Annotated in this window: 24 protein-coding genes and 1 tRNA gene; 8 read left to right on the top strand and 17 right to left on the bottom strand. The window is 39.7% G+C overall.

The features are described from left to right. The first annotated feature begins 263 nt into the window (after window positions 1–263). The 5 genes from AABJ44_RS04565 to AABJ44_RS04545 all read left to right on the top strand — a co-directional run bounded on the left by AABJ44_RS04565 (window position 264) and on the right by AABJ44_RS04545 (window position 6159). Window positions 264–1619 carry an MATE family efflux transporter gene (locus AABJ44_RS04565; protein ID WP_338370736.1) on the top strand — a complete coding sequence of 452 codons (1356 nt, stop codon included), beginning with the start codon at window positions 264–266 and terminating at the stop codon, window positions 1617–1619. Between the two features lie 50 nt (window positions 1620–1669). Next, a complete protein-coding gene (locus AABJ44_RS04560) occupies window positions 1670–2608 on the top strand; it encodes a helix-turn-helix domain-containing protein (protein ID WP_338370735.1) in 939 nt (312 codons plus the stop codon). A 25-nt stretch (window positions 2609–2633) separates the two neighbouring features. Next, window positions 2634–4985: an efflux RND transporter permease subunit gene (locus tag AABJ44_RS04555; RefSeq protein ID WP_338370733.1), complete on the top strand. Its 2352-nt coding sequence runs from the start codon at window positions 2634–2636 to the stop codon at window positions 4983–4985. 186 nt (window positions 4986–5171) lie between these two features. After that, on the top strand, window positions 5172–5714 hold the full coding sequence (locus AABJ44_RS04550; RefSeq protein ID WP_338370731.1) for a helix-turn-helix transcriptional regulator: 543 nt from the start codon (window positions 5172–5174) through the stop codon (window positions 5712–5714). Continuing rightward, window positions 5704–6159 (top strand): PIN domain-containing protein, encoded by a 456-nt coding sequence (locus AABJ44_RS04545; RefSeq protein WP_338370728.1) that lies wholly within the window; start codon window positions 5704–5706, stop codon window positions 6157–6159. The genes AABJ44_RS04550 and AABJ44_RS04545 overlap by 11 nt, the downstream gene beginning before the upstream one ends. Here the strand turns inward: AABJ44_RS04545 and AABJ44_RS04540 are convergent. The 17 genes from AABJ44_RS04540 to AABJ44_RS04460 all read right to left on the bottom strand — a co-directional run bounded on the left by AABJ44_RS04540 (window position 6156) and on the right by AABJ44_RS04460 (window position 22483). After that, entirely contained in the window at window positions 6156–6764 is a 609-nt protein-coding gene (locus AABJ44_RS04540) for an L-2-amino-thiazoline-4-carboxylic acid hydrolase (RefSeq protein ID WP_338370727.1), read from the bottom strand. The two genes, AABJ44_RS04545 and AABJ44_RS04540, sit on opposite strands and share 4 nt — an antisense overlap. Before the next feature lie 232 nt (window positions 6765–6996). Further along, window positions 6997–8886, bottom strand: coding sequence for a dihydroorotate dehydrogenase (locus AABJ44_RS04535; protein WP_338370726.1), 1890 nt, complete (start codon window positions 8884–8886; stop codon window positions 6997–6999). Between the two features lie 37 nt (window positions 8887–8923). Then, window positions 8924–10246, bottom strand: coding sequence for a xylose isomerase (gene xylA, locus AABJ44_RS04530; protein ID WP_338370725.1), 1323 nt, complete (start codon window positions 10244–10246; stop codon window positions 8924–8926). A 94-nt stretch (window positions 10247–10340) separates the two neighbouring features. Beyond that, the gene (locus tag AABJ44_RS04525; protein WP_338370724.1) at window positions 10341–10937 is read right to left on the bottom strand and encodes a class I SAM-dependent methyltransferase; all 597 of its coding nucleotides are present in this window, start codon (window positions 10935–10937) and stop codon (window positions 10341–10343) included. An 88-nt stretch (window positions 10938–11025) separates the two neighbouring features. Then, on the bottom strand, window positions 11026–12345 hold the full coding sequence (gene eno / locus AABJ44_RS04520; RefSeq protein WP_338370723.1) for a phosphopyruvate hydratase: 1320 nt from the start codon (window positions 12343–12345) through the stop codon (window positions 11026–11028). A gap of 54 nt (window positions 12346–12399) precedes the next feature. Next, entirely contained in the window at window positions 12400–13143 is a 744-nt protein-coding gene (gene gpmA / locus AABJ44_RS04515) for a 2,3-diphosphoglycerate-dependent phosphoglycerate mutase (RefSeq protein WP_338371289.1), read from the bottom strand. Window positions 13144–13156: 13 nt separating this feature from the next. Further along, window positions 13157–13447: an Lrp/AsnC family transcriptional regulator gene (locus tag AABJ44_RS04510; protein ID WP_074642916.1), complete on the bottom strand. Its 291-nt coding sequence runs from the start codon at window positions 13445–13447 to the stop codon at window positions 13157–13159. A 7-nt stretch (window positions 13448–13454) separates the two neighbouring features. Continuing rightward, window positions 13455–15500 carry a ferrous iron transport protein B gene (feoB, locus tag AABJ44_RS04505; RefSeq protein ID WP_338370721.1) on the bottom strand — a complete coding sequence of 682 codons (2046 nt, stop codon included), beginning with the start codon at window positions 15498–15500 and terminating at the stop codon, window positions 13455–13457. Beyond that, window positions 15497–15721: a FeoA family protein gene (locus tag AABJ44_RS04500; RefSeq protein ID WP_074642922.1), complete on the bottom strand. Its 225-nt coding sequence runs from the start codon at window positions 15719–15721 to the stop codon at window positions 15497–15499. The genes feoB and AABJ44_RS04500 overlap by 4 nt, the downstream gene beginning before the upstream one ends. Next, window positions 15721–16116, bottom strand: a complete 396-nt coding sequence (locus AABJ44_RS04495; protein ID WP_338370720.1) for a heavy-metal-associated domain-containing protein — start codon at window positions 16114–16116, stop codon at window positions 15721–15723. The genes AABJ44_RS04500 and AABJ44_RS04495 overlap by 1 nt, the downstream gene beginning before the upstream one ends. After that, window positions 16098–17591, bottom strand: coding sequence for an ABC transporter ATP-binding protein (locus tag AABJ44_RS04490; protein ID WP_338370718.1), 1494 nt, complete (start codon window positions 17589–17591; stop codon window positions 16098–16100). The genes AABJ44_RS04495 and AABJ44_RS04490 overlap by 19 nt, the downstream gene beginning before the upstream one ends. Next, window positions 17592–18317, bottom strand: coding sequence for an energy-coupling factor transporter transmembrane component T (locus tag AABJ44_RS04485; protein ID WP_338370717.1), 726 nt, complete (start codon window positions 18315–18317; stop codon window positions 17592–17594). Then, window positions 18317–18901, bottom strand: coding sequence for an MptD family putative ECF transporter S component (locus tag AABJ44_RS04480; protein WP_338370716.1), 585 nt, complete (start codon window positions 18899–18901; stop codon window positions 18317–18319). Before AABJ44_RS04480 ends, AABJ44_RS04485 begins: the two co-directional genes overlap by 1 nt. Window positions 18902–19171: 270 nt before the next feature. Continuing rightward, window positions 19172–19244 (bottom strand) — tRNA-Lys (locus AABJ44_RS04475). Window positions 19245–19316: 72 nt separating this feature from the next. Further along, the gene (locus AABJ44_RS04470) at window positions 19317–20156 is read right to left on the bottom strand and encodes a phosphatase PAP2 family protein (protein ID WP_338370715.1); all 840 of its coding nucleotides are present in this window, start codon (window positions 20154–20156) and stop codon (window positions 19317–19319) included. A gap of 1 nt (window position 20157) precedes the next feature. After that, a complete protein-coding gene (locus AABJ44_RS04465) occupies window positions 20158–20529 on the bottom strand; it encodes a metal-dependent transcriptional regulator (RefSeq protein WP_074642937.1) in 372 nt (123 codons plus the stop codon). Continuing rightward, window positions 20519–22483 (bottom strand): EAL domain-containing protein, encoded by a 1965-nt coding sequence (locus AABJ44_RS04460; protein ID WP_338370714.1) that lies wholly within the window; start codon window positions 22481–22483, stop codon window positions 20519–20521. The genes AABJ44_RS04465 and AABJ44_RS04460 overlap by 11 nt, the downstream gene beginning before the upstream one ends. Window positions 22484–22579: 96 nt before the next feature. On the opposite strand from AABJ44_RS04460, the gene argC reads away from it, so the two are divergent. The 3 genes from argC to argJ all read left to right on the top strand — a co-directional run bounded on the left by argC (window position 22580) and on the right by argJ (window position 25547). After that, window positions 22580–23524 (top strand): N-acetyl-gamma-glutamyl-phosphate reductase, encoded by a 945-nt coding sequence (gene argC, locus AABJ44_RS04455; RefSeq protein WP_074642942.1) that lies wholly within the window; start codon window positions 22580–22582, stop codon window positions 23522–23524. Window positions 23525–23542: 18 nt separating this feature from the next. Beyond that, window positions 23543–24169, top strand: a complete 627-nt coding sequence (locus tag AABJ44_RS04450; RefSeq protein WP_338370713.1) for a polysaccharide deacetylase family protein — start codon at window positions 23543–23545, stop codon at window positions 24167–24169. Between the two features lie 97 nt (window positions 24170–24266). Beyond that, a complete protein-coding gene (argJ, locus tag AABJ44_RS04445) occupies window positions 24267–25547 on the top strand; it encodes a bifunctional glutamate N-acetyltransferase/amino-acid acetyltransferase ArgJ (RefSeq protein WP_074642947.1) in 1281 nt (426 codons plus the stop codon). Window positions 25548–25552: the final 5 nt, after the last annotated feature.

The following is a 25552-nucleotide window of genomic DNA, read 5'->3' as shown; positions in this document are numbered from 1 at the left end:
GAGTCTCGCAATTTAACACAAGCCAGGCAAAAACCAGTATGTTGACTTGTAACGCACGCGGCGCCAGCTACTCCCCCATGGAAGAGATTTGATAATGTTTTTAGATTATGCCACAAGCATGTATGACTGGTCAAGATTACACAGGAAAATTAAATTGCAACTTGGAGTATTTTTTGTTATTTGGAGTAGTGATTTTTTTATGTGATTTATATTATAATTATGTTAGTTCTTACTAACATAATTATTTATTAATGGAGGTTAGTATGAGTGATAAGCAGGACACCCGCAAAATGTTAGTCAGCGGAAATGTGTTTAAGACAATGCTTACTCTGAGTGTGCCGGCTGTGCTCGGTATGGTTGTTATTGGGCTCTATAATTTTATGGATGCCGTTTTTGTAGGACAGATGGTAGGTCCAGTTGCAATGACTGCAGTAAAAGTTTCCTACCCTTTTACTCTTATAAACAGCGGTATTGCAACCTTGATTGGTGTTGGTTCTTCTTCAGTTCTTTCGCGTGCCATTGGTGAACGTGACCAGGAAACTGTTGATAAAATAATGGGAAACTTAATTTCCTTTGTTTCCCTTCTTTCTGTAATTGTTATTGTTGGTGGACTTCTTTTCACACGCCAGCTTTTGTCTCTTGCCGGAGCTGAAGGAGAAGTTCTTGAGCAGGCTGTTCGTTATCTTCGTGTTGTATTCTGCGGTTCTCTTTTTGTAAACCTCGGTCAGTCTACAAACATGATTATGCGAGGAGAGGGAAAACTCAAAAAGGCTATGGCAATCATGGCAACAAGTGCAATCCTCAACATTATCCTCGATCCTGTTTTGATTAAGGTATGTGGTGAAGGAAACGGCGTTCTTGGAGCTGCCTTTGCAACAATCATTTCTCAGCTTGTTTTGATGATTATGTCTTTCTTCTATTTCCTAAAGAAGAGTGACACTGTAAAAATTCACAAGATTAAGTTTGAAAAGACTTTGATTAAACCAGTTTTAAGTGTTGGAGTTTCTGCAATGTTGATGCAGGTTATGTCTATGCTTCAGCAGACAGTTTTGTATAACACAGCCTCAAAATGGGGCGGCAGTGAATGGCAGACAATTCTGGGTGCTGCCTTGAGTTTACAGGCCTTCTCATTCATTCCTCTGTGGGGAATCAGTCAGGGCTTCCAGCCGGCAATCGGTACAAACTATGGAGCAAAGCTTTTTGACCGCGTTGGAAAGTTTACACGCTGCTTTATGGTTTCAGCTACTGTAGTTGCTCTGATTTTCTACATTCCGATTATGTGCTTCCCTGCAAAAATGCTTTCTATGTTTATTACTGATGCAGCAATTGTTGAAGCAGGTGCACCAATGCTCCGTGTTCTCTTTGGAGCATTTATTACTTATGGAGTTTTGATTCTTGCAATCACATTCTTCCAGGCAATTGGAAAAGCAAGCGCAGCTTCTATTCTTGCACTTTTAAGACAGCTGTTCTTATTCCTGCCTTTAGTTCTTCTTTTACCAAACATTAATGGACTTGGAATTAAAGGTGTATTCTACGCTCAGTTGTTTACAGATCTTATAGTACTTGCACTTGCCGTAATCTTTATGTGTGGAGCATTTGGACGATTTAGAAGAGCATAGAATAAAATCATCATCCTGAACTTGTTTCAGGATCTTTTTCAGGAGGTCTTATGAATAACGAAGTTCTTTTCAAAACCTACATGAATCTCATCTGTAAATGCGAGGGCGAAGAAGTCTACCGCATGATTGGGCCTGTGGGTGAAGGCATTATTAAACACACACATATTGCCAAAGGAATTGAACTCGTTTATTCGGAGCTGGAATCCTATAATCCGAATTATCAGGAAGAAAAGCGCGAGGTTGATGGTCTTGAGATTATGTACATTGCCGAAGGCCACGGAGAATTTGAACTGCAAAACAGACAGTTTGTAAGCGGAGACAAAGGCGATGTAATGATTTTCAACAGTAAAACGGCAGTCAGAAAATGTAGTCTTGGCAAAAGCGGTATGAACTGCATAAGCCTTATCATTTTTTGCGAAGATACAATTGCTTTTTTGAATGAGTTTTTTGATACCAGTGATTTTAATGATTCCAATTTTTTTAGTGAAATTCGAAAGAGCACTTCGGCGGTGTCGTATCCTGGCAGCGACCTGCTGGAGAAGCTCTTTCTTGAAATGATGAAATTACCCGGAGAGTTTTCTGCATATAATCTTAAGCTTGCAATAGTTCATGCAATCCTTTTGTTAATGCAGAGAAAAGACAAGCGCGATTCAACTGATTTATATTTCAGCGGAACCACCGGCCGCAAGGTACAGAATGTCCGCCGAATCATAAACTCAAATCTTGAACAGGAAATTTCGATTGAAGAGCTTTCTGAAAAAGTAAACTTGAACCGCACTACCCTTCAAAAAGCTTTCAAAGAAATGTACGGGCTCACAATAAATGAGTACCGCACAAAATCCCGTATTCAGCTTGCAAAAAATCTTCTTGCTTCTACAGATCTTTCCATCACAGAAATTGCAGGCCGATGTGGTTATACAAATGCCAGTAAATTTTCAGAAGTCTTCAAACGCAACGAAGGAATTCTTCCGAAAAACTGGCGTCAATAATTCTCATATTCCAAAGGAGGAATTTATGAAAGTTTCAAAAATCAATACCTTCTTCCGTAAGGTTGGAGAAGGCCAGATAAAGCATCGTAAGCTTTGCATAGCAATTCTTTTAATCTGGACTCTTATCTGTCTTTCAGGAATGCGCAATTTCCGTTCTGAAAGTACAAACAGCGACTGGATTGTAAACGGAAGTGAAATCCAGCAGAACTCGGATCATTTTAAGGAAATGTTCGGCAATGACCAGTATGTCTTAGTATTGGTTCAGGCTGAAGATGTGTTTGCGCCAGATGTTCTTAATATGATTGACCGTCTTGGTGACAGACTCGAAACAGAAGTTCCTTTTGCAGACAAGGTTACTTCGCTTACAAATATTACAGTTCCAATTGGAGTTGATGATGGTCTTGATGTAAAGAGTCCTTTTGATGATGGTATTCCAACAGATCCGAAAAAACTCACCGAAATCAAAAAGTTCATGCTCAGCCGTGAGTCTATCGTAAACAATCTTGTTTCTGATGACGCAAAGGAAACCTGGATAACCTTAAAGCTTCGTCCATTCCAGAACGAAAGTGAAGACGTAAGTAAAGTAGGTCATACCGCAGAAAAAGTCATTATGAGTGATGAGTTTAAAAGTGATAAATGGTCTCTCATGCCAATTGGAAGCGCCTACACTACCGCAGAAAAAGAAGATGTACTTACAAAGGATATGGCAACAAGAATAGTACTCGGACTAATTGTAATGCTCCTTTGTCTGATTATTTTTGTACGTACAGTTTCCGGAGTTATTGTACCTTTCCTTGCAACAATTCTTGGAATTGGAACGGTACTTGGTTTTACAGGGCTTCTTAAAATTCCGGCTGATTCAGATTTAATGTCACTTCCACTTCTTCTTGGAATGGCTCTTTCCATTGGTTATGCCCTGCACTATATCAATGCATTTAAGATGCACTTCAGACAGACCGGTAAACGCAAAGAATCTGTTATTATGGCTGTAGAAGATTCAGGCTGGCCAATTCTGTTCACGGTTATTACAACCGCCGCTTCTCTGCTTTCATTTATGTTTGCTGCCATCAGACCAATGCTCTGGCTTGGTGCTGTTGCTGCAAGTGTAGTAGTAATGGTTTATTTTTATGTAATCATTCTTATTCCAATTTTCTTAAGCTATGGTAAAGACAAGCAGCCTGAAGCAATAGAAACAAAAGGTGCTACAAAGGCAGACCTGGCATTCGAAAGCTTTGGTAAAAAAATCGTAAAACACAGTAAGCTTGTTACAATCATTTCTATACTTGTTATTGCTGCCTGTATTCCGGGACTTCTTAAAATGGAAGTAAACATGGATTATTTAAAGTTCATGGGAAACAAGGTTCCATTTGTTCAGCGAATTGAAAAAATCCTTGAAACAAAAATCGGAAACCTTTACAGCTATGATGTTATGATTGAGTTTGATGAGGATGATGCATTTAAAGATCCTTTGAATATGCTTGCTCTCGAAGATCTGGAAAAAGATTTAGGTAAGCTTCAGATGACAAAAATCACAAACGGAAAACCACGTGTGCGCAGCATTACAAGAATGGTAAAAGAGATGAACCGCGTTTTCAACAGTGATGATATGGCTTATTACACAATTCCAGAAGATCCGGAGCTTCTTGCCCAGCTTCTCTTCTTCTATGAAATTTCAGACAGTGAATCTCTTTTCAGTGAGCTTACAGAAAATTACAGCGCAGCTTATGTTCATGTAGAAATTTCAGATTACAATGCAAACATGATTGTAGAAGATATTACAAAGGCAGAAGCATATGCCCGTAATTACTTCCCAGGTGCAAAGGTTGCTGTGGTTGGAACTATTGCCGAAAACGCAGCTATGAACGAAACAGTCGTAAAGAGTGAACTTAAATCATTCGGTTCTTCGTTCATCATGATTGCCATCCTTATGATTATTGTTTTTGCAAGCATCAGAACAGGTCTTATTTCCATGATTCCAAACCTTGCGCCCGTTCTTTTGATTGGAGCAGTTATGGGCTACAGTCATATGCCGCTCGACGAGATGACAATGATGGTTATGCCTATGATTCTTGGAATCGCAGTTGATGATACAATCCACTTCTCAAATCATATAAAAACCAAACTGGAGACAGGCCGCTCTTATAAGGAAGCAGTAACTGAAAGCTTCCGCGAGATTGGCAAAACTATGGGAACAACAACCTTTATCTTGTGTTTAATGTTCCTTATGTACTGCTTCAGCCCGATTACGGCTATGTTCAGAATTGGTCTTCTTTCAATGGTGGGACTTGGTTCTGCGCTCGTTGCAGACTACACTCTCACCCCGGCTTTGATTTACCTCCTCAAGCCACTCGGAAAAACTAATTCTGATATAGAATAAATGAGTTTCTCCTCCTAACTTTTTTGAGTATCCGTTTAGCGGCGGATACTCTTTTTTATTTACGGATACTCTTAGGCGCAGTCGGGTCAGTCTAGACTAAGAGTAAACTTGAATTATGTCTAATTTATATTACATAATTAGTATAATTACATTGACTTTAAATATGAAGCATTTATAATATTCTCTATGAATGAAACTTTGAGAAGTTTAAGAGAACAGAATAATTATTCTCAGGCGGCAGTGGCTTCATATCTTGGAATTTCAAGACAGATGTATATTAAATATGAAACTGGAGCCGCCATACCACCCGTTAAGGTTGTTACTGATCTTTCCAATTTTTATCGAGTTCCTTATGATGTTATTATTGAAGATAAGTTGAATCAATCTATAAATAATAAACTTGAGAATTCAAAGTCATCTAAGTATCCACATCAAAGAAGTGAAGATATTACCTGGGAACTTCATGAACCAGGTGCAATTTATAGCCCACAGGAAACCTCATCTTCATATTATCTCAAAGCAATTCTCGAAATGCTTCCAAAACTTGTTTATAAGGAACAGTTAAAAGTTCTTGAGAAAGTTTCAGGAATGGTTCAGACAGCTACAGAAGAAAAACTTAAATCTAAAAAACAAAATTCTTTTTATAATAAGTTAACGGAACTGAATAATAAATATCATCCAAACTCTCATGGAGAAAAATGGACTAGAGAGGAATTATATGAAAGATAAAAAGAGTGATCAAACAGTAACAGAAAGCAATAAAATCTTTTTTGATACAAACATTCTGGTATATTCAGTTGATGAAAATGATTTACAAAAAAAAGAAATTGCATCACAGCTATTAACAGATGCTTCAAGCTCAAAAACTGGTATTATTTCTACTCAGAGTCTTCAAGAATTTTATAATGTTGCCGTAAAGAAGCTCAAACTTTCAAAGCAGATTGCAAAAGAATATGTTGAACTATTTTCCAGTCAACTAACTGTCAGACAAGTCACCGTACCTCTTATCTTGAACGCAATTGATATAAGCATAAAAAACAAACTTTCTTTTTGGGACTCTCTAATTCTCTCTTCTGCCAATGACAATGGCTGCATTATTGTTTATTCAGAAGATTTAAATAATGGTCAGATTATTGGCGGCACAAAGATTCTTAATCCATTTACTTCAGTCTAGTGAATTAATTCCATCTTAAAATCGCAGCAGTCGTCACCGGTTCCGATTGTTTTTGTTCTGGTAAACTTAAGGCCGGGAAGATTTCCGTAGCTGTAAACATCATTTTCGCAGAAGAGCTTTGTAAGTTCCGGGCAGCCGACTTCTGTAAGGTATTTATTGTAAGGACACTGTGTAATATCCATACGGAACTCGCCTTTAGGACAGTCATAAAAGATATTCTGAAAGCCTGCATTTTCTCCAAACATTTTATGACTCATAGAGTCCCACATGCTAAGGAAGAACTTTTTGAAGCCTGGAATATAAGTCATCCGGGCAAGAGACTTTCCAAATTTTGATGATTTTTCTTTCATTGTGTACTGCATGATGTCGAAAGCCTGTTCAGGGGCTTTATCCTTTAATGCTAGATAAATTGCTGCTGCGGGAAAAATAAAGCCATGAGTATGAGCCTGAACTCCCCCCGGAAGGCCATCATATTTATTCAACATATCTTCGAGTTTTTTCTTAGCCAACTGCCACACTTCATGGCTTGTTTCTGCATCGAAACGTTTTTCAATTTCATTTCTTATGAACTTTTTTCCTTTTAGTATTTCATCTGCATCTTTCATTTTAATCCTCTTAAGATAAGTTATATCTCCTATCTGTTTGTTAGTCTAGACTAAATATTTCACCACCTGATTTGCTTGACTAACCTACTAAATTACTGTATTATTAAATTGTTAGTTGCCACTAACAGTACTATGTCATACGTAGTTCTTTAGCTCTTATAAAATATTTATTAAAGTTTGTTGTTAATCTACTCAAGAGCCGCCAAGTTTGCCAGATGGCGGCTCTTTTCTTTTACTTCATCATTGCTTTTAAATCTGCAAAACGGCCTTTTTCATCTGTATGGGCTTTATTATGCCTTGCTACCTGGGCAATTCCCCTCATTTCTGAAAGGTTATGATATCCATGACTCTTCATAAACTCTTTAAGGCCATTTTGAATATCAATTGTAACATTAGGATTTGTAAATTTAGCCTGCCCTATTTCAACTGCACTGGCTCCTGCCATAATGAATTCAACCGCATCCTGCCAGGTACAAATTCCTCCTATTCCAACAACCGGAACTCTCTGCTCTGGAGGAAGTTTATTAATTTCCTGAACAACATCATATACAATTCTAAGAGCTAAAGGCTTAAGTCCAGGACCTGAATAGCCTGCGTGAACATTATTAAAAAACGGTTTTCCTTTATCAATATCGATCGCAACTCCATGAATCATATTTATTAAACTGATTGCATCAGCCCCTGCCTTAATACAGGCTATTGCTATAGGCCGGTTGTCTGCTGCATTTGGGGAAAGTTTTACCATTAAGGGCTTTTTTGTAACGGCACGTACTGCAGAAACACAATAATAGGCTGTATCTGCACTCATTCCCCAGGCTAAACCTGCAGCCTTAATATTCGGACAGCTTATATTAAGCTCTATCATATCACAGTCAGTTTTATCGAGCAGCTTCGCTCCTTCTACATAAGACTCTATATCACTTCCTGCAAGGTTGGTAATTACAACAGGACCAAGTCCTATCATTCCTGGAAGAAGATTTTCAATGTAATAAGGTATTCCCGGATTCTGTAAGCCAATGGAATTCATGTTTCCGCCAGCGACCTCCAGGCTTCGCTCCCCATGGTTTCCCTCTCGCGGTTCAAGAGTCACTCCTTTGGAAACTATTCCTCCCCATGCAGCTACATCACTTACTCCACGAAAATTCTGTCCAAAAGCAAAGGTTCCTCCGCTTGCAATTGTTGGATTCTTGAAATGAACGCCTGCTATGTCCACGCTTAAATCCGGTTCTTCATTGGTAGTTAGCGGCTGTCGGCGTTGAACAGGAGGATCAAATATAACTTCTGAGGCATCAAAAACAGGACCATCCTTACAGCATCTTTTGAGCCCCTTTGTAGTTTCAATCGTACAACCAAGGCAGGCTCCAAGACCACAGAGCATTCTATGTTCCATGCTGATATAGCATTTGATTCCCAATTCAGAAGCTAGTTTTTGAACATAAACAAGGGCTGGCGTTGGACCACAAGCCAGAATCAGTTCGTATCCTGCTGCTTTTACAGCTTCTTTTGTAAATGCGCAGGGAAGCATTCCTTTAAGCCCGCAGGAGCCGTCATCGGTTGTAACAAAAAGGTGTTTTGGTTGAATCAGGTCTAGTCCGTATGAACCGGATTTAAATGAGGCATAAAAATCATATGATTCAGCAGGAAGGTTTGATGCAAGATTTGCTACCGGTGCAACTCCAATTCCACCTCCAATAATACATATTTTTGCCTGATCCGGATTTTTTTCTGCAATTTCCCTGCATTCTTCTAACGGCCAGGGAGTTCCCAGCGGGCCGATTATAGAAATATCATCCCAAAGAGTCATATGACAAAGTTCCCCAGTTCCTCTTCCCTTCTCGAGAATCATAAACTGAACCAGAATCTTTTTCTTTCCCTCGTTACTTATCCACTCTTCAGAATGATATACGCTGATAGGTCTGTTATAGTGAACAGCGGATTTAGCACTCCTGATTAAATAAAACTGGCCTGCTTTAGGAACAGCCTGATTTGGTCGTTCACATTCTATAGTCGTTTGCAAAAGATATACATTTGGCTGACCTTCAACTTTCTCCAGCCGCTCAACTTTTGTCTTTCCAAAAAACTGCAAACCTTTTCCATTTTCATCAATCTCTGCTAAATCCATAACTGTTCACCTGTCTCCTATAAACTAATCCAGATATTTATCCGCGAAAGAGGATATTGTTAACAACTCCTTCCAGATATTCCTCGCGACCAGAACCTGGATCAGATGGCTTTTTCATTTCTGCAGCACGGGCAGCAAGTTCTTCAAGAGTTGTCAGTTTATCACGAATCTTTTTTCCAATACCACTTTCGTAGCTTGAATACTTTTCTTTGATGAAGCCGTCAATTCGTCCGTCTTCAATAATTTCTGCAGCCTTAATCAGACCAAGAGCAAAAGTATCCATTCCCATAATGTATGCATGGAACATATCTTCAAATGTATTTGAAGGACGGCGGTTTTTAGAATCAAAATTGAAACCACCTGTAAGACCACCAGCCTTCAGAACTTCGTACATCGCAAGAGTTGCATCATAAACATTCCATGGGAAATTATCTGTATCCCAGCCAAGGATTGGATTTCCCTGGTTAGCATCTACAGAACCAAGCATTCCGTTTATGCGGCTGATGCAAAGTTCATGCTGGAAAGTATGATTTGCAAGAGATGCATGATTAGCTTCGATATTCATCTTAAAGTCTTTATCAAGACCATACTGACGAAGGAAACCGATAGCTGTTGCAGCATCAAAATCATACTGATGACTCATCGGCTCCTTTGGCTTAGGCTCGATATAGAAATCTCCCTTAAAACCGATAGAACGGCCATAATCAACAGCCATGTGCATGAGGTTAGCAATGTTTTCCTGTTCAAGCTTTACATCTGTATTAAGAAGAGTTTCATACCCTTCGCGACCACCCCAGAATACATAACCGCGACCACCAAGTTTTACAGTAATCTCAAGTGCTTTTTTTACCTGAGCAGCAGCAAAGCAGTAAACATCTGCAGAGTTAGTAGAACCTGCTCCGTTCATAAAACGTGGATTACCGAACATATTTGCAGTTCCCCACAAGCATTTAATGTCGGTACCCTTTGTCTTCTCCAGAATATAATCAGAGATTTCATCCAGACGTTTGTTTGTAACGTTGATATCATTCGGATCTTCTGGTACAAGGTCTACATCATGCCAGCAGTAGTATTTTATTCCGAGTTTTTTCATAAACTCGATACCGGCATCAACCTTAGCTTTTGCATGTTCCATAGTTCCCGGAGTCTGTCCAAAAGATTTATCTGCAGTTCCAGAACCGAACATATCTACACCATTAGCGCCAAGGTTATGCCACCATGCCATTGCAAATGGAAGATGTTCGCTCATCTTTTTACCCATGATTGTCAATTCAGGATTGTAATACTTGAATGCCCATGGATTTTTGCTATCTTTTCCTTCGAATTTTATCTCAGGAATATTCTTAAAAAACTCGCTCATTTTGAGCCTCCTATTTATTGTTAGTTTTATCTAACTTTTATAAAGTTAGTATACACTAACTTTATAAAAAAAGAAATATGGAGGTCAAAAGAACTTATTTTATACACTCAACATACATTAAATCTATGCGGCCGGGAACTACTTCACTGACGGTGATTTTCCAGCCGTTTGATTCCAGGAAGTTTTTATATTGTTCAGATGTCCACTGGTGTTCGAATTTTACGCCAAGTTTGAAGAGAAGTTTTTGCCAGAGATTAGGACTGGCAATTTTTCGTTCAATGAAATTTGGTGCTATAAGGAGCCCGCCTGTTTTCATAACACGTTCAATCTCACTCAAAACTTTTTCCGGATTCGGAACAATGTGCAGGCAGTTTGCAATAATCACGACATCAAAAAAATGATCTGTGTATGGCAGGTTAGAAGCATCTGCAATTTCAAAGGTAAGATTTACTGGATTATTCCCTTTCTGTGCCTGCTTAATCATGTCCGGTGAAAAATCTGTTGCAACCATGCGATGGGTTACCTCTGCAACATTTTTTGCAATAAGCCCTGGCCCGGTTGCGAGTTCAAGAACATCCTTTCCCCTCACCTTTTCACGGATATGCGAATACATATAATCATAAATATTTTTCTGCGACTTCATCGCAAGTGAATAGATTGGTGCAAATCTGTCCCAGATCGATTTACTCATTTTTATCTCTTTTTCATTTAAAATATATAAATCCGCCCAACTTTTCAGCAGGACGGAATATGATAGGACTAAAAAAATATTTATATTTTTACTTTAATTTTTTGTAGCCATAAACAGCAGTTTTACCCAGTTCTTCTTCGATACGGATAAGCTGATTGTACTTTGCCATACGGTCTGTACGGCTCATAGAACCAGTCTTGATCTGTCCTGAGTTTGTAGCAACTGCGATATCGGCAATTGTTGTGTCTTCAGTTTCACCCGAGCGATGGCTGGTTACTGTTGTGTAGCCGTGGCGGTGTGCCATTTCAATTGCTTCGAGAGTTTCTGTAAGAGAACCAATCTGATTTACTTTGATGAGGATTGAGTTTCCGGCACCAAGCTTGATTCCCTTTTCAAGGAACTTAACATTTGTTACAAAGAGGTCGTCACCTACGAGATGGCAGCGGTCGCCGATACGTGCTGTAAGTTTCTTCCAGCCTTCCCAATCGTTTTCGTCGAGACCATCTTCAATCGAGTCAATAGGATATTTTGTGATGAGTTCTTCGAGGTAAGCAATCTGCTCATCGTCGCTCAATTCTTTTCCGTTTGGATCTTTTGGAGTTCCATTTGAAAGCTGCTTGTAGTTATAGAAGAACTTGCCGTCTTTTTCTACAGAGAACTCACTTGCTGCACAGTCCATAGCAATCTTAATATCTTTTCCTGGCTTGTAACCAGCATCCTTGATTGCCTGAACAATACTGTCGAGTGCATCGTTGATTCCATCAAACTTTGGAGCGAATCCACCTTCATCACCTACAGCTGTTGAAAGACCGCGCTTTTTAAGAAGTTTTGCAAGTGCGTGGAAAACCTCGGCACCCATGCGGATTGCTTCTTTTTCTGTTTTTGCACCAACCGGGCGAATCATAAATTCCTGGAATGCAATTGGAGCATCTGAGTGAGCACCACCGTTGATGATATTCATCATTGGAACAGGAAGTACATGTGCATTTGCACCACCAATATAGCGATAAAGAGGAATATTCAAAGCCTTTGCAGCAGCCTGAGCAGTTGCAAGAGAAACACCAAGAATTGCATTAGCACCGAGCTTACTCTTTGTTGGAGTTCCATCGAGCGAGAGCATCTTCATATCAACTGCACGCTGTTCAAAAACATTAAAGCCCTTGAGAGCAGGAGCAATTACCTTGTTTACATTTTCTACAGCTTTAAGAACGCCCTTTCCACCATAGCGCTCCTTATCGCCGTCTCGGAGTTCAAGAGCTTCGTTTTCACCTGTACTTGCTCCACTTGGAACTGCGGCACGGCCGAAAACTCCGTTCTCAAGAATTACATCCACTTCTACAGTAGGATTACCACGTGAATCAATTATTTCACGTCCGATTACATTGCTGATTGCAACTTTGTTTAACATATTTTTCTCCTTGTCATGCTGATTCTGAAACAAGTTCAGAATAACATTTTTGTTTTATTTTTTCTTTCCCTGATTTGCTACGGCTTCCATTTTTGCTTTGAGTGCTTCCTGGTCGCCAAGATAATAATGTTTGATTACCTTAAAATTATCGTCGAACTCATAAACGAGTGGAGTACCTGTCGGAATATTTACTTCGAGGATTTCTTCCGGTGTAAGGTTGTCCAGATATTTTACGAGAGCGCGAAGGCTGTTTCCGTGAGCCGCAATTATTACGCGTTTACCAGCCTTCATCTGAGGTTTAATCTCTTCGAGGAAGTATGGAATAACACGGGCAATTGTTGTCTCAAGGCTTTCATTCTGAGGAAGAAAGCTTGAATCAACATCACGATACATAGGCTGATTTTTAGCTGAACGCTCGTCGTTGTCTGCAAGAGCAGGAGGTTTTACATCAAAAGAACGGCGCCAGATTTTAACCTGATCTTCTCCAAACTTCTCTGCAGCCTCTGCTTTATTCTTTCCCTGCAAGTCGCCATAATGACGCTCATTGAGCTTCCAGGTTTTGATTACAGGAAGCCACTCGCGATCCATTTCGCAGAGAATTCCATTTAATGTATGGATTGCACGCTTAAGATAAGATGTAAAGCAGATATCAAAATCATAACCTTCATCCTTCAAAAGCTTACCGGCAAGTTTAGCTTCTTCGCGGCCCTTGTCACTAAGTTCAACATCCGTCCAGCCGGTAAAAAGATTCAGCTTATTCCATTCACTTTCGCCGTGACGAACTAAAACTAACTTTATCATAATAAACTCCTTATACTACTTCCCACATTTCGCCCATATTTTTGAAGCCACCTTCGGGCAGGCAGCCTTTACAAGGGGAACTGTCAGACTTTCCGGCATGCGCCTTACAGCCCGGACAGTGGCCACCATTGCAGCCATGTGAGCAGTCATTTTTGATATTCAGTACTCGACGAATTATACCGGCACGCTCGAGAAACTCGATGCGACGATTGATATCATCGGTACTTGTATTTAGCTCTTCGGCAAGCATTTCGATTGATCGTGAATGCCCGTCGCGGAGCAGATTTAAAAGTTCTTCCATGTTCCTTTTACCAGATAAGCAATCCGATATGATAAGCAACACACGCAATCAAAAGCGCTCCCACTGTATAGTAAAGAGCAATAATTGCAGTCCACTTAGCCGAATGAGTTTCCTGGTAAGTTGCAGCAAGTGCAACAATACAAGGCATATTAAAGGTAATCGCAAATATGAATGCAAGAGCTTCAGGTTTTGCAACGTTAGCAACAAGCAGTTCATTGATATTAGCCGCTGCACCCCCGGCTACAGTTGAACCTACAGTAATCATATTGTGGTCTGTGAAGATTGAACTTAGAACACCAATTGCCCCTTCCTTACCAAGAGAAGAAACAATAAAGGCCATAAAGGTTTTCCACCCAAGTCCAAAAATCTTTGTAACAGGCTCTATAAACTGACCAACCTTGTACAAAATTGAGTTATCCATAGAACCGGATTTTGTAAATGTCAGCAGCCAGAATATAAAAGATACAAGAAGAATGATTTTAAGAACGCGGAAGAAGGTATCCTTTGTGCGTCCAAGAACATAACGGAAAAGTGCACCCCACTTTGGTTTATGATAAGGTGGAAGCTCCATAATCATACCGCAACGATCTTCTTTTTTAACAAGCTTACGGCCGAAAACTTTTGAAGTAACCCACATATGAAGAATCATCACAGCAAGAATTGCAACAATAATTAGAGGAGCAGCACCTCCGAACCATACTGTTGAAAGCATTGGAACAACTGCCCAGGCAGCACCACAAGGAACGGCCCATGCGAGAGCAATTGTCAGAACTTTCTGCCCCCAGTTATCGATAACGCGCGCACCTGCGGCACCACCCATTGTACATCCGAAGCTTACAAGGAAAGGCATAACTGATTTTCCCTGGAGTCCAAGCTTTGCCATTGTGTTATCGAAAACGTAAGAGATACGTGCCATAACGCCGACTTCTTCAAGAAGACCAAATACTAAAGTTACACCAAATACGAAGCCAAGCATTTTGAAAATAAAGCTGAGAGAGTTAATTACAACATCACAGATGATAGCTATGATAAAGGCTGGACAACCGATTGCAGTAAGCCCATTTGTTACAGGATTAATCAGAGCCCCGATTGCACTACCTACTCCCATAAATGGAAGGGCAGGTATAAATGAAGCAATGAGACCGAACAGGACTGTAAGAATTACCACAGACTTTCCCCAAACACGGTGAGTAATCATACGGTCAAACTTTCCAAGCTTACGTGTCTGTGTTTTTGATGCAACAGAACCTTCGAGAAACTCATCTATCCAGGCAAACTTTGCTTCTCCCGTCAGGAGCACACCTTTATTTGTTTCTTTTGAATTCAAGAGATTTTTTGCAACCTCTTCATCAAATTGCTTTTTCTTTTCTCCCTCCAATGCAGCTTTGATTTTTGCTGTAACCGGCAAGTCTCCTTCTACAACCTTGGCAGCAAGCCAGACTGAAGAATAGCCAGGAATCACATTTTCAGGCACAAGAGGTTTAATTCCTTTATAAGCTTCAATTGAATTATATTTTGTCTCAAGAGCTGAAGAATCAAGTATTGTCTTTTTTCTGATTGCAGTTTCAAGAGCTGCATAAAATCCATCATAATTCTTTTTATCCTGAGCAGAAAAAAGAACAACCGGAATTCCCAGTTTTTTAGAAATTGCAGCAAAATCAATCTGCTTACCCTGCTCAGCAGCAACATCACTCATGTTCAAAATCAGGAAAGCTGGAACTTTAATTCCTGCATAATCAGCAAGCATATAAAGGCTTCTCTGAAGCTGAGAGCTGTCTGCAAGGATACAGACAACATCTGCCTTACCACCTGCAATATAATCACGGGTGATGATTTCCTCATCTGAGTTTGCTGAAAGGCTGTAAGTTCCAGGAAGGTCTGCTACAAGATATTTTGTTCCCTTGTATTCAAAATTTCCTTCTTTTTTCTCTACAGTTTTTCCAGGCCAGTTTCCGACATGCTGTTTAAGACCTGTAAGCGCATTGAAAAGTGTGGATTTTCCAGAGTTAGGCTGACCGAGCAATGCAATTACTGTTTCATTCTTGTCTGTCATGCAACGACCTCCACTGTGATGTTCTCACATTCATTACGGTTCAAAGCAATCATAGTGTCGCGCGAATAAACTAAAAGCGGACGATGCTTTTCGTTTTTTACGATTGTAATCTTGCATCCCGGTGTAAGTCCGATAGATGTAATCCTGCTTACAAAACGTGCATCGCCGTTTACAGAGGCGATTACTGCGCTTTGATCTTTTTTCAATTCAGAAATTGCCATTATATATCTCCTTGTGTAATAACCTGATTTTTTGTAACAGAAAGAACCGTGTAGCCTGCATCCCGTACTTCACATTCCAAATCAGCAGCCTCAAGCTCCATTTTCGAAAGTACTGTTACGGACTTCTTTTCAAGACTCGCAGTAGCCCATATCCCGTCAATCGAGTTCAAAGCATTTTCCACATGGCGTGTACAATTTGAACAATGCATGCCGTCAACCGAAAGCACATATTTAAAAGGATAGTGTGATTTATTTTTATCCTGAACTTTTACTTTTTTCTCCGGTGCATCTCGTTCACCACAGCATGCCGAACCGTGCTGTATCCTATTGAGAGTACTTTTTACAGCAAAAAGAATAATTATTAAAAGAATCAAAATTAAGATGACTGTTCCCATAAGTTAAACTCCTTTAATGGTATTTCAAAATCGCAGCATTCTTTGATAAGTTCACGATCGTGCGTTACTACGATTACAGTTTTTCCAAGGTTTTTAAGATTACGCAGGATTTGTCCGATTTGAAGCATATGTGTGCAGTCGAGGCCGCTGGTTGGTTCATCAAAAAGAAGAATCTCTCGTCCGCTTGCAATTGCACAGGCTACAGCAAGTCGCTGCTTCTGGCCGCCAGAAAGCGACTGCGGATGTCGATCTGCAAAATCATCCAGATCAAGACTCTTCAAAATGTGGTGAGTTTCTTTTTCATTCTCTTCTTTTTGACTGATAATAACTTCATCCAGAACGCTTTCTGTAAACAGCTGATGATTTACATCCTGCATTACAAGAAAGATTTTCTTTTGACGGGCATGCCGTTTATAAGTTTTCCCATTAAACTCTATAATTCCTTTTGAATGTTTTCCTAATCCGCAAAGACAATTAAGGAAGGTTGTTTTACCTTCGCCGTTATTACCGGTAATTGCAGTGATTTTTCCAACCGGGATTTCCATATGCGGAATATTTAGGGCAACAAGACCATTGCGGTATTTGTAGCGGAAGTTTTGGATGTTGATATTTTCAATACCATCTTGAAGTGACACGTCATGCTGAACTTGTTTCAGCATCTTTTGACTATGCGATTCCGAAACAAGTTCAGCATGACAGTTTGAACGTAGACCCAGCTTATGCAATTCTTCTTCCGAAATCCTATCCATTTCTTCTCGAGACATTTCCCGGATAATTTTTCCATCTTCCAAAACTATCGTTCGGTCGGCAAGTTCCCAAAGATAAGATATACGGTGTTCTGCAACTACAATAGTTTTCCCTTCACTCTTCCATTTCTTAAGCAGCTCACGAAGTCCTTCGATTGTTTTCAAATCAAGATTCGCACTTGGTTCATCCAGAAGAATGATTTTATTTCCTGTAACCGCAACTGACGCACAGGCAATTTTCTGCTTTTGTCCGCCAGAGAGCTGAAAAAGACTCCTTCCCATAAGAGGTTCAAGCTGAAGATCCTTTACTGTTTTGTCGATTCTCCGTAAAATCTCATTTTCTTCCATTCCCTGATTTTCACATGCAAAAGCAAGCTCACTAGTTGTATCAACATTAAAAAACTGAGAACGCGGATTTTGAAATACAGTGCTTACAATTTTTGCAGTATCATATAATTCTACCTGTGAAACATCATTGCCATTAACAAAAACATGTCCTTGTAACTCACCTTCAAAAAAGTTTGGAATAAGTCCATTAATAAGACGAAGAATAGTAGTCTTACCGCAGCCGGATCCTCCGGTTAGTAAAACAAATTCGCCTTCTTCTATTTTTAGATTAATGTTACAGAGACTGCCATTTGAAGATCTTTCTCCGACTCCTCCGGCTGCCCCACGTTCAATCCCCTCGCCACAACTATATGTAAAACTGACATTATTAAGTTCAATCATTTAAATCACCTTGAAGCCATGTAGAATGGTTATAGCAAGTCCTGCTCCTAAAGCAATAAAAGTAAAATAATCCCAGAATCCAAAACCAATTTTACAGATATTTGTTCGTTTTCCTGGTCCGCCAAGACCGCGTGTAAGTGAAGCCGCCGACAATTCCTGCCCGATTTTTACAGAACAGGTCATCATCGGAATAAGGCGATATTCAATCATCTGAAAAGCTTTTGTTCCACCACATCTGATATCCCTCATAGCCATTGCCTTGTTTATGCTTGAAGCTTCTTCCATAACTGTAGGAAAAAATCTGAACATAACGGAAAGTGGAATAGTGATTTGACTTGGCATATGAATTCTTTCCATGGCACTCATGAACTCGCTGACAGTTGTTGTAGAAACGAGATACATCCCGGTAAAAACACCCGGCATAAATCTCAAGACAATTCCACACATTGCAAGAATCAGAAAATTCAGAAAACCAGTACAATGTGGCATAACAAACATTGCAAAGACATACGCAAAGGTATAAAAAAAGACACCAAATAAAAATGGCTTAAAACGTCGGGCACTTAGCAGTAGAAAAAGCGGCAGATAATTCAGTGCAACACGAAACTCAGCCGCCCAGTCTCCGCCTGCATTTCCCAGAACAAACACTGAAACAAATACAAGCAGAATTAGTTTAGTGCGCGGATCCAAAACAGATTTTTTTGAAGTAGCGCTTAAGATTTCCATTATGCAATTCCAGCCTTTGCAAAGTGCTTTTTAAGAATCTTACGGCCAAGAAGTCCGCCAATGATACCGAAGCAAAAGCATAAAGCAATATGAACCGGGAACATCCATTTAGGAAATAACTTTGTAAGTGCATCAATGTATTCCTGACCAAAATTCTGTCTTGTAGACCAGTATTTATCAGCAAAGAAGAATAATGGAATGTAATTACTTACAATCCAGAAACAGAAAATTGCATGAACAATAACCGCTCTTTTTGCACTTTTGTATTCGCCGCCTTTAAGAACAAACTCTGCAATCAACCCTGTAATACTACCAATAACCAGAGCATAATAAGACATACCTGTAAGCCACATAAGCAGTCCCATAAGAATGCTCATAATCCAGACCATTCCAAACTTGCGGACTTTAGTCAGAAAAAGCATAAAGGGAATACCGCCAAATAAAGGCATAAGCACAGAATAGGTTGGCATAAAAATCGGAATAAAGCCGAGCATTGCAAGAGCCATAATCACTACAAAGTAAATTGCAGTAAAAATTCCGATGTTGATTAAATCTTTACCATTGAGTTTGTTTGAACTTTTCATAAAAACCTCGTTTTTTCATCGTTAGTACTAACTAACATATAATTTCAGTATATATATAAGAATAGTTAGTGTCAACTAACCCTTAATGTCTAATGGATTAAAAAGATTACAAAAGCCCCAATGATAAACGCTTAACTTCATAAGAAAGGATATAATTCCAGTAGTGTATTTTTATAGACAAATAATTCAGGAATATAAGAAAAAAGACTAATACAGCGTAATTCTGTTTAGAATAAAAAAAAAGGACTTCTGAAACCAGAAGTCCTTTACTGAGCTACACTGGATTCGAACCAGTGACCCACGCCTTAAAAGGGCGTTGCTCTACCTACTGAGCTAGTAGCCCATCCATCCTTGCGAATGTTTTAATAATATAGAGATTTTTCTAAAGTTTGTCAATAGACAAAACCTAAATTTATTAGAAATTATAAGAAAAAGTTAAGCCTGCAGGAGTTAAATTAGCATTTGCTCTGCCGCTTTTCTTTTCAAATTTTCCGTAAAAGTTTTTTGTATGCATGTATGGAACTATAAAACCACAGGCAGTTCCTATAACGGCACCTACAAGGACATCTGTAAAGAAATGTTTTCCACATGCCATTCTGAAAATACCTGTCGTAGCTGCAAGACCAAAGGCTCCTCCCGCAACAGCATATTTCCATTTTGAATCAGGGAAGCACTGACAGAATACCATAGTTGAGAATGCAGCCGCAGCAAATGCAAGCGTTGAATGTCCAGAAGGGAATGAACAGTTCCAGTCTCCATCTTCTACCTTATCCTGCGGATAATCATCAAAATACATATAAGGTCGGGTTCGATAAACCAGAAGCTTCATCCATTCCTTAATTCCGTTAGCAAGCAGCATAGTTTCCAGATACATTGTTCCAATTGTAAGCCACTCTTTAGCTGGTAACACAGCAAAAACAGCAGGAGTTGCCAGAGCGAGTGCCATAGTTCCAGTTCCAACAATATGAAGAGGCTTGCTGTATGGTTTCATTAATATCTGTTCAAGTGTAGAAATTTCTGACAGGTTTAAATCTGCTGCATTAAAATCATTATTTTTGATATGAAGAATTTTATCGCAAACAAGTGCAGAACCGGAAAGCAGCCCACCCACCCCAAGCTGAATACTTTCATTTACAGGATTAAGTGAAAAAGGCTGTTCATAATCAAAAGTAGCGGCAGAAAGCCCTGCTCCACTGAATATTAAAAGAAAGAACAAGGCTGTAAGTCTTGTTCTGATTTTCCTAAGATTAGTCATGTTATTTTTTGCCCATTTTTTTGATTGCTTTTTTAACGCACTCAAAAGTTTCTACGCTGAGATCATGTTCGATTTTACAGGCATCTTCTGCAGCTGTTTTTTCAGAAACTCCGATTGCAATAAGAAGATCTGTAAGAACTGTATGACGTTCATAAATACGTTCTGCAATTTCACGACCAGCAGGCTCAAGAGAAATTGTTCCGTTTTCATTTATCTTTATATAATGTTCTTTTTCAAGATTATGTACTGTAACACTTACAGAAGGACGTGAAAAATCCATAGCACGTGCAATATCAATAGAACGCACGTCACCCTTTTTTGAAAGCACAAGTATTGTTTCAAGATACATCTCTGCTGATTCTCTAATCTGCATTTGCATCCCCCTTTTTATTATCTAACATTATACTTAAAAACTCTTTTTTTGGAATAGGCCGGGAATAATAAAAGCCCTGCAGATAATCACAGCCGGAAGCTGTAAGCCATTCAGCCTGCTCCGGAGTTTCAACACCTTCTGCCAGAACAGTCATTCCAATTTCCTTAATCATTTTGATAGTAGCAGCAAGTGCCTTTTCTGCCCTCTTATCTGTAAAGGCAGCCCAGACAATATACTTATCAATCTTAATCATTTTGAATGGAAGGTTCAGCATATAACTCATATTCGAGTATCCAGAACCATAATCATCAAGAGAAAGCTCAAAACCGGCATCTGCAAGATCCTGCATGTTTTTCAAGAGGATTTCCGGTGTATGGGCAGCCGCCGTTTCTGTAATTTCAAGATTAATAATTGAAGGCGGAATTTTATAGATACTGTTGATTTTCAAAATCTGCTCGGCAAGGATTTCCTGCATACACTGAGCAACCGAAAGATTTATATCAATTTTTTTGATACCGTATGCTTCAACATCAATCTGAGAAAGAGCCAGACAAACAGACTCAAACACATATTCTCCAATACGAAGAATTGCACCAGTTTTTTCTGCAATCGGAATAAAATCCTCCGGCGAAATAAAATGTCCAGTTTCATCCTTCAGACGAATCAAAGCCTCTGCACCAATCAGTTTTTTCTCTGCTGTAGACCAGATAGGCTGATAGAAAACATCAAAACGATTTTCTGTAAGACCATTTCGTAAACAATGTTCTATACATATTGTACGACGGCGGTATTTCAAATCAATTTCACTGGCAAAAACAACGCTCTGACGATATCGCTCATCCGAAGAAATCATATTGATGATATCCATAATTTCTTCCGGACTTTCAGCATCCTTTGGACAGTCAATAATACACAGGCGGATGTAAAGCTTTAATTCTACATTTTCACGAACCCAGGCCTTCTGAAAACGATTGTTAAGCAGAGTTATAACTCTATTCAGAGCTTCTTCATCACTTTCCCGCAAAAGAATACAGAAACAGCCCTGCTGACGGCTAAAAACATTTGCATAAGAAAAATTCTGCTTCAAAAAGTTACCGGCATCAGTAAGGAAAGCATTCAGTTTTGGAATACCAAAGGTATTGGCAATAAACATTGTGTCATCAATAAAAACTGCAACACAATAAAACCTTCGTCCAACTGCCAGATTATATCTGAGCATGCGCTGTAACGCAGACTGATTCAAAGTATCGGTTGAAGAATCTACCATCTCTTCCGGTTTTTGAATAAAGAAAAAGTAGACCAGTGTAACAAGCGACATTCCAAAAGACTCAATCAAAAGACCATAATTAAAAAGCTGCATAAGTGAAGTAACAGACATAGTCACAATGAAAAAGTACATAATCTGCATCTTCGATCTGGCAATATATCGATTGAAACAAAGAATGATAGCAAAAGAAAAAATTATAAAGAAAGCTTTTGTTGAACAAAGACCATAAAACCAGAAATTTCTTCCGCGCTGATATCCGTTGACATAATCAAAAGTAAAAACAAGATTGATATAATTATGTAGAAGCGGAGTAAGCCATACGGAAATCAAAAAAAAACAATACGGAAAAAGAATAACCGACTGAACAATCCTTATTGATTTTTTGTTAAGCCTGCCATAAATATCAAAGGCAGAAAGGTTATATATAGTAAAAAGAACACCAAATGTCAGGTTAAATGTAAAATAGAGACATTCTATAATATAAGCTGTCCCTATAGAAAATGAAGACAGATGCTCTTCCATATAGCCGGCACCGAGCTCTGCAACTGTATTAAGAGTAACAACAGAGAGAATTACGAAAAAGACTATATTCTGGAAGGTTGGCAGACTTCTTTTCTGAAAGTAGAAAAAGATGATTACTGCATCAATAAAGAGAGCCGCAACTGCATACTGATAAATCTGTGCCAAATGTAAGATTTCCTTAACAAAATATTATAATCTACAAAATCACTACGGTCAAACTTTTATATTGTGAAAACAATTGCATTCTTCTATAATAACCGCATGGCTTACAAAGTATTTATTGATGGAAAAGAAGGCACTACCGGCCTTAAGATTTTTGAGCGTTTTGAAAAGCGCAATGATATTGAAATCATTACTATTGATGATGATAAGAGAAAAGATCCTGCTGAAAAGGCAAAAATGATCAATGCATCGGATTTTACATTCCTGTGTCTGCCAGATGCCGCCGCAATTGAATCTGCTGCTCTGTGCACAAATCCTAAAACACGCATTATCGATGCTTCTACAGCTCACCGTACAAATCCAGACTGGGCATACGGATTTCCAGAGCTTGGAGCTGATTTCAGAAAGAAAATTGAGACTTCAAACCGTGTAGCCGTACCTGGTTGTTACGCATCAGGCTCAATTGCCATCTGCTACCCTCTTGTTAAGTCAGGAATTATGCCAGCTGATTATCCTGTTGTGATTCACGCAGTCAGCGGATATTCCGGAGCAGGAAAAAAAGCCATTGCACAGTATGAAGCAGAAGGCCGTGATCCAGGACTTGATTCTCCACGTCTTTATGCTTTGACACAGCAGCACAAACATTTACCGGAAATCAAAAAAATATCAGGCCTCGACTTTGAACCTGTTTTCAATCCTTACGTTTGTGATTACTTCCAGGGAATGACTGTTACAGTTGGTCTTCACAGCCGCCTTCTTTCAAAAAAGGTAACTGCAAAAGATGTACAGGAAATGTTTGCCGCTCATTATGAAGGCAGCCGTTTTGTTCAGGTTGCTCCGCTTATGGGTGAAGGTGTTTTACCAGAGCAGTTCATTCCAGCAAATACCCTTGCCGGAACAAACAATATGCAGGTATTTGTATACGGAAATGATGATAGAATTATGATTACAACACGTTTCGACAACCTTGGAAAAGGTGCCAGCGGAGCTGCTGTTCAGTGTATGAATATTATGATGGGAATTGATGAGGCTACCTGTCTCTAAGCCCATTTGGAGAAAAAAATGGAAAAAAAGTACTGTAGTTTAACATTTGATGACGGTCCAAATTTTGAGGGCAACGACACAATGGATAAAATGCTCGATGTTCTCGAAAAGCACGGTGTTGTAGCTTCTTTCTTTCTGATTGGTAATAAAATCACACCTGAAAACACAAAGGTAATAGAGCGTGCCGTAAAAATGGGCTGCGACATTGAAAACCATACCTGGACACATCCTGATATGACAAAACTCACAAAAGAGCAGATGATTGAAGAATACGACAAATGTGATGAAGCAATCATCAAAATTACAGGCAAAAAACCGGTACTTTTCCGCCCTCCTTACATCTGCGTAAACGACCTGATGCATGAAGTAATTCACGTTCCATTCATCTGTGGCCATGGCTGCGATGACTGGCTTCCAGCCTGTCCTGCCGATGTACGCTATCAGAAGATGATGGAAAACACACAGGACGGCGTTATGTACCTCCTGCACGTAAATGAAGGTAACGACGCAACCCGTGAGGTTGTCGACCGTGCAATTCCAGCCCTTAAAGAGATGGGCTTTGAGTTCGTGACAGCCCCAGAGTTGTACAGACTTAAAAATGTTCCGATGGTAGACAACGGCGACAACTGGTCTGTAGTACAATAAACCTGAAATGGTCCCTGAACAAAGTTGAAGGGACCGTTTTTTTTAGTTGAACAATCTTTTCAAAAACAGTATAAATATACAAAAGGAATGAATATTTATGCAGAATGATATTAAATTTATAGAAGGCGGTGTATGTGCTCCCCAGGGCTTCACCGCAAACGGTATGCTCTGCCACATTAAGGCAAGCAGAACAAAGAATGATACAGCCCTCATTTATTCTGAGGTACCATGTAATGCAGCCGGTGTTTTTACACAGAACCGCGTAAAAGCAGAAAGCGTAAAGCTTACTCAGAAGCACCTCGCAGACGGTAAGGCACAGGCTCTCATCGCAATTTCTGGAAACGCTAACTGCTGTACAGGCGCTCAGGGTGCAGAAAACGCACTCCGTATGGCAAAAGCTGCAGCAAATCAGCTCAACATTAAACCGGAAGATGTTATCGTTTACTCAACCGGTGTAATTGGCGCACAGCTGGATGTTACAAAAGTTGAAAACAATGCAGAAACTCTCGCAAAGGGACTTTCACGCGAAGGAAATAAAGAAGCCCGCATCGCAATCATGACAACTGATACTCAGTTCAAGGAATGCGCTGTTGAGTTCACTGTTGGTGGAAAACTCTGCCGCATGGGAACAATGTGTAAGGGCTCTGGCATGATTCACATCAACATGGGAACAATGCTCAGTGTTATTACAACAGACTGTGCAATCAGCTCAGAAATGCTCAGCAAGGCACTCCACGAATCAATTCTTGGAACTTATAACTGTGTATCTGTAGACGGAGACACTTCTACTAACGACTCACTCACAATCCTTGCAAACGGAAAAGCAGGCAATGCAGAAATTACTGCTGCCGGCGCAGATTACGATGCATTCCTTGCAGCACTCAATAAAATGAATACAGTAATGGCAAAGAAGATTGCTGCCGACGGTGAAGGAGCTTCCCGCCTTGTTGAATGTAATGTAAAAGGGGCCGCTACAATTGAAGCTGCACGCGGACTTGCAAAGGAAATCATCTGCTCAAGCCTCGTAAAAGCTGCTATGTTCGGAAGCGATGCAAACTTTGGACGATTCCTCTGTGCAATGGGCTACAGTGGAATTCCTTTTGATCCAGACAAAACAAGCATCTGGTTCACAAGCCGTCCAGACGCTAAACGATATTTTGAAAATTATGATGATTTTGAAGTTCATGGAGAAGAATCTGTTCAGGTTTATAAGGACGGAGTTCCTACAAACTTCGACGAAGATCTTGCTAAGAAAATCATGAGCCGTGAAGCCGTAGAAATTCTTGTTCAGTGCCATGACGGAGACGCAGAAGGTACTGCATGGGGCTGCGACCTTACTTATGATTATGTAAAAATCAACGGCGACTACCGCACCTAGGAGAT

The sequence above is a fragment of the Treponema bryantii genome (assembly GCF_036492245.1).
Classification (GTDB): Bacteria; Spirochaetota; Spirochaetia; order Treponematales; family Treponemataceae; genus Treponema_D; species Treponema_D bryantii_C.
The sequence above is the reverse complement of the archived record's forward strand: the minus strand, read 5'-3'. Positions and strand labels throughout refer to the sequence as shown.

Bases quoted from the DNA above. Each gene is read 5' to 3' on its own strand.
- AABJ44_RS04565 (WP_338370736.1), top strand. From the start codon at position 264: ATGAGTGATAAGCAGGACACCCGCAAAATGTTAGTCAGCGGAAATGTG.
- AABJ44_RS04560 (WP_338370735.1), top strand. From the start codon at position 1,670: ATGAATAACGAAGTTCTTTTCAAAACCTACATGAATCTCATCTGTAAA.
- AABJ44_RS04555 (WP_338370733.1), top strand. From the start codon at position 2,634: ATGAAAGTTTCAAAAATCAATACCTTCTTCCGTAAGGTTGGAGAAGGC.
- AABJ44_RS04550 (WP_338370731.1), top strand. From the start codon at position 5,172: ATGAATGAAACTTTGAGAAGTTTAAGAGAACAGAATAATTATTCTCAG.
- AABJ44_RS04545 (WP_338370728.1), top strand. From the start codon at position 5,704: ATGAAAGATAAAAAGAGTGATCAAACAGTAACAGAAAGCAATAAAATC.
- AABJ44_RS04540 (WP_338370727.1), bottom strand. From the start codon at position 6,764: ATGAAAGATGCAGATGAAATACTAAAAGGAAAAAAGTTCATAAGAAAT.
- AABJ44_RS04535 (WP_338370726.1), bottom strand. From the start codon at position 8,886: ATGGATTTAGCAGAGATTGATGAAAATGGAAAAGGTTTGCAGTTTTTT.
- xylA (WP_338370725.1), bottom strand. From the start codon at position 10,246: ATGAGCGAGTTTTTTAAGAATATTCCTGAGATAAAATTCGAAGGAAAA.
- AABJ44_RS04525 (WP_338370724.1), bottom strand. From the start codon at position 10,937: ATGAGTAAATCGATCTGGGACAGATTTGCACCAATCTATTCACTTGCG.
- eno (WP_338370723.1), bottom strand. From the start codon at position 12,345: ATGTTAAACAAAGTTGCAATCAGCAATGTAATCGGACGTGAAATAATT.
- AABJ44_RS04510 (WP_074642916.1), bottom strand. From the start codon at position 13,447: ATGGAAGAACTTTTAAATCTGCTCCGCGACGGGCATTCACGATCAATC.
- feoB (WP_338370721.1), bottom strand. From the start codon at position 15,500: ATGACAGACAAGAATGAAACAGTAATTGCATTGCTCGGTCAGCCTAAC.
- AABJ44_RS04500 (WP_074642922.1), bottom strand. From the start codon at position 15,721: ATGGCAATTTCTGAATTGAAAAAAGATCAAAGCGCAGTAATCGCCTCT.
- AABJ44_RS04495 (WP_338370720.1), bottom strand. From the start codon at position 16,116: ATGGGAACAGTCATCTTAATTTTGATTCTTTTAATAATTATTCTTTTT.
- AABJ44_RS04490 (WP_338370718.1), bottom strand. From the start codon at position 17,591: ATGATTGAACTTAATAATGTCAGTTTTACATATAGTTGTGGCGAGGGG.
- AABJ44_RS04485 (WP_338370717.1), bottom strand. From the start codon at position 18,317: ATGGAAATCTTAAGCGCTACTTCAAAAAAATCTGTTTTGGATCCGCGC.
- AABJ44_RS04480 (WP_338370716.1), bottom strand. From the start codon at position 18,901: ATGAAAAGTTCAAACAAACTCAATGGTAAAGATTTAATCAACATCGGA.
- AABJ44_RS04470 (WP_338370715.1), bottom strand. From the start codon at position 20,156: ATGACTAATCTTAGGAAAATCAGAACAAGACTTACAGCCTTGTTCTTT.
- AABJ44_RS04465 (WP_074642937.1), bottom strand. From the start codon at position 20,529: ATGCAGATTAGAGAATCAGCAGAGATGTATCTTGAAACAATACTTGTG.
- argC (WP_074642942.1), top strand. From the start codon at position 22,580: ATGGCTTACAAAGTATTTATTGATGGAAAAGAAGGCACTACCGGCCTT.
- AABJ44_RS04450 (WP_338370713.1), top strand. From the start codon at position 23,543: ATGGAAAAAAAGTACTGTAGTTTAACATTTGATGACGGTCCAAATTTT.
- argJ (WP_074642947.1), top strand. From the start codon at position 24,267: ATGCAGAATGATATTAAATTTATAGAAGGCGGTGTATGTGCTCCCCAG.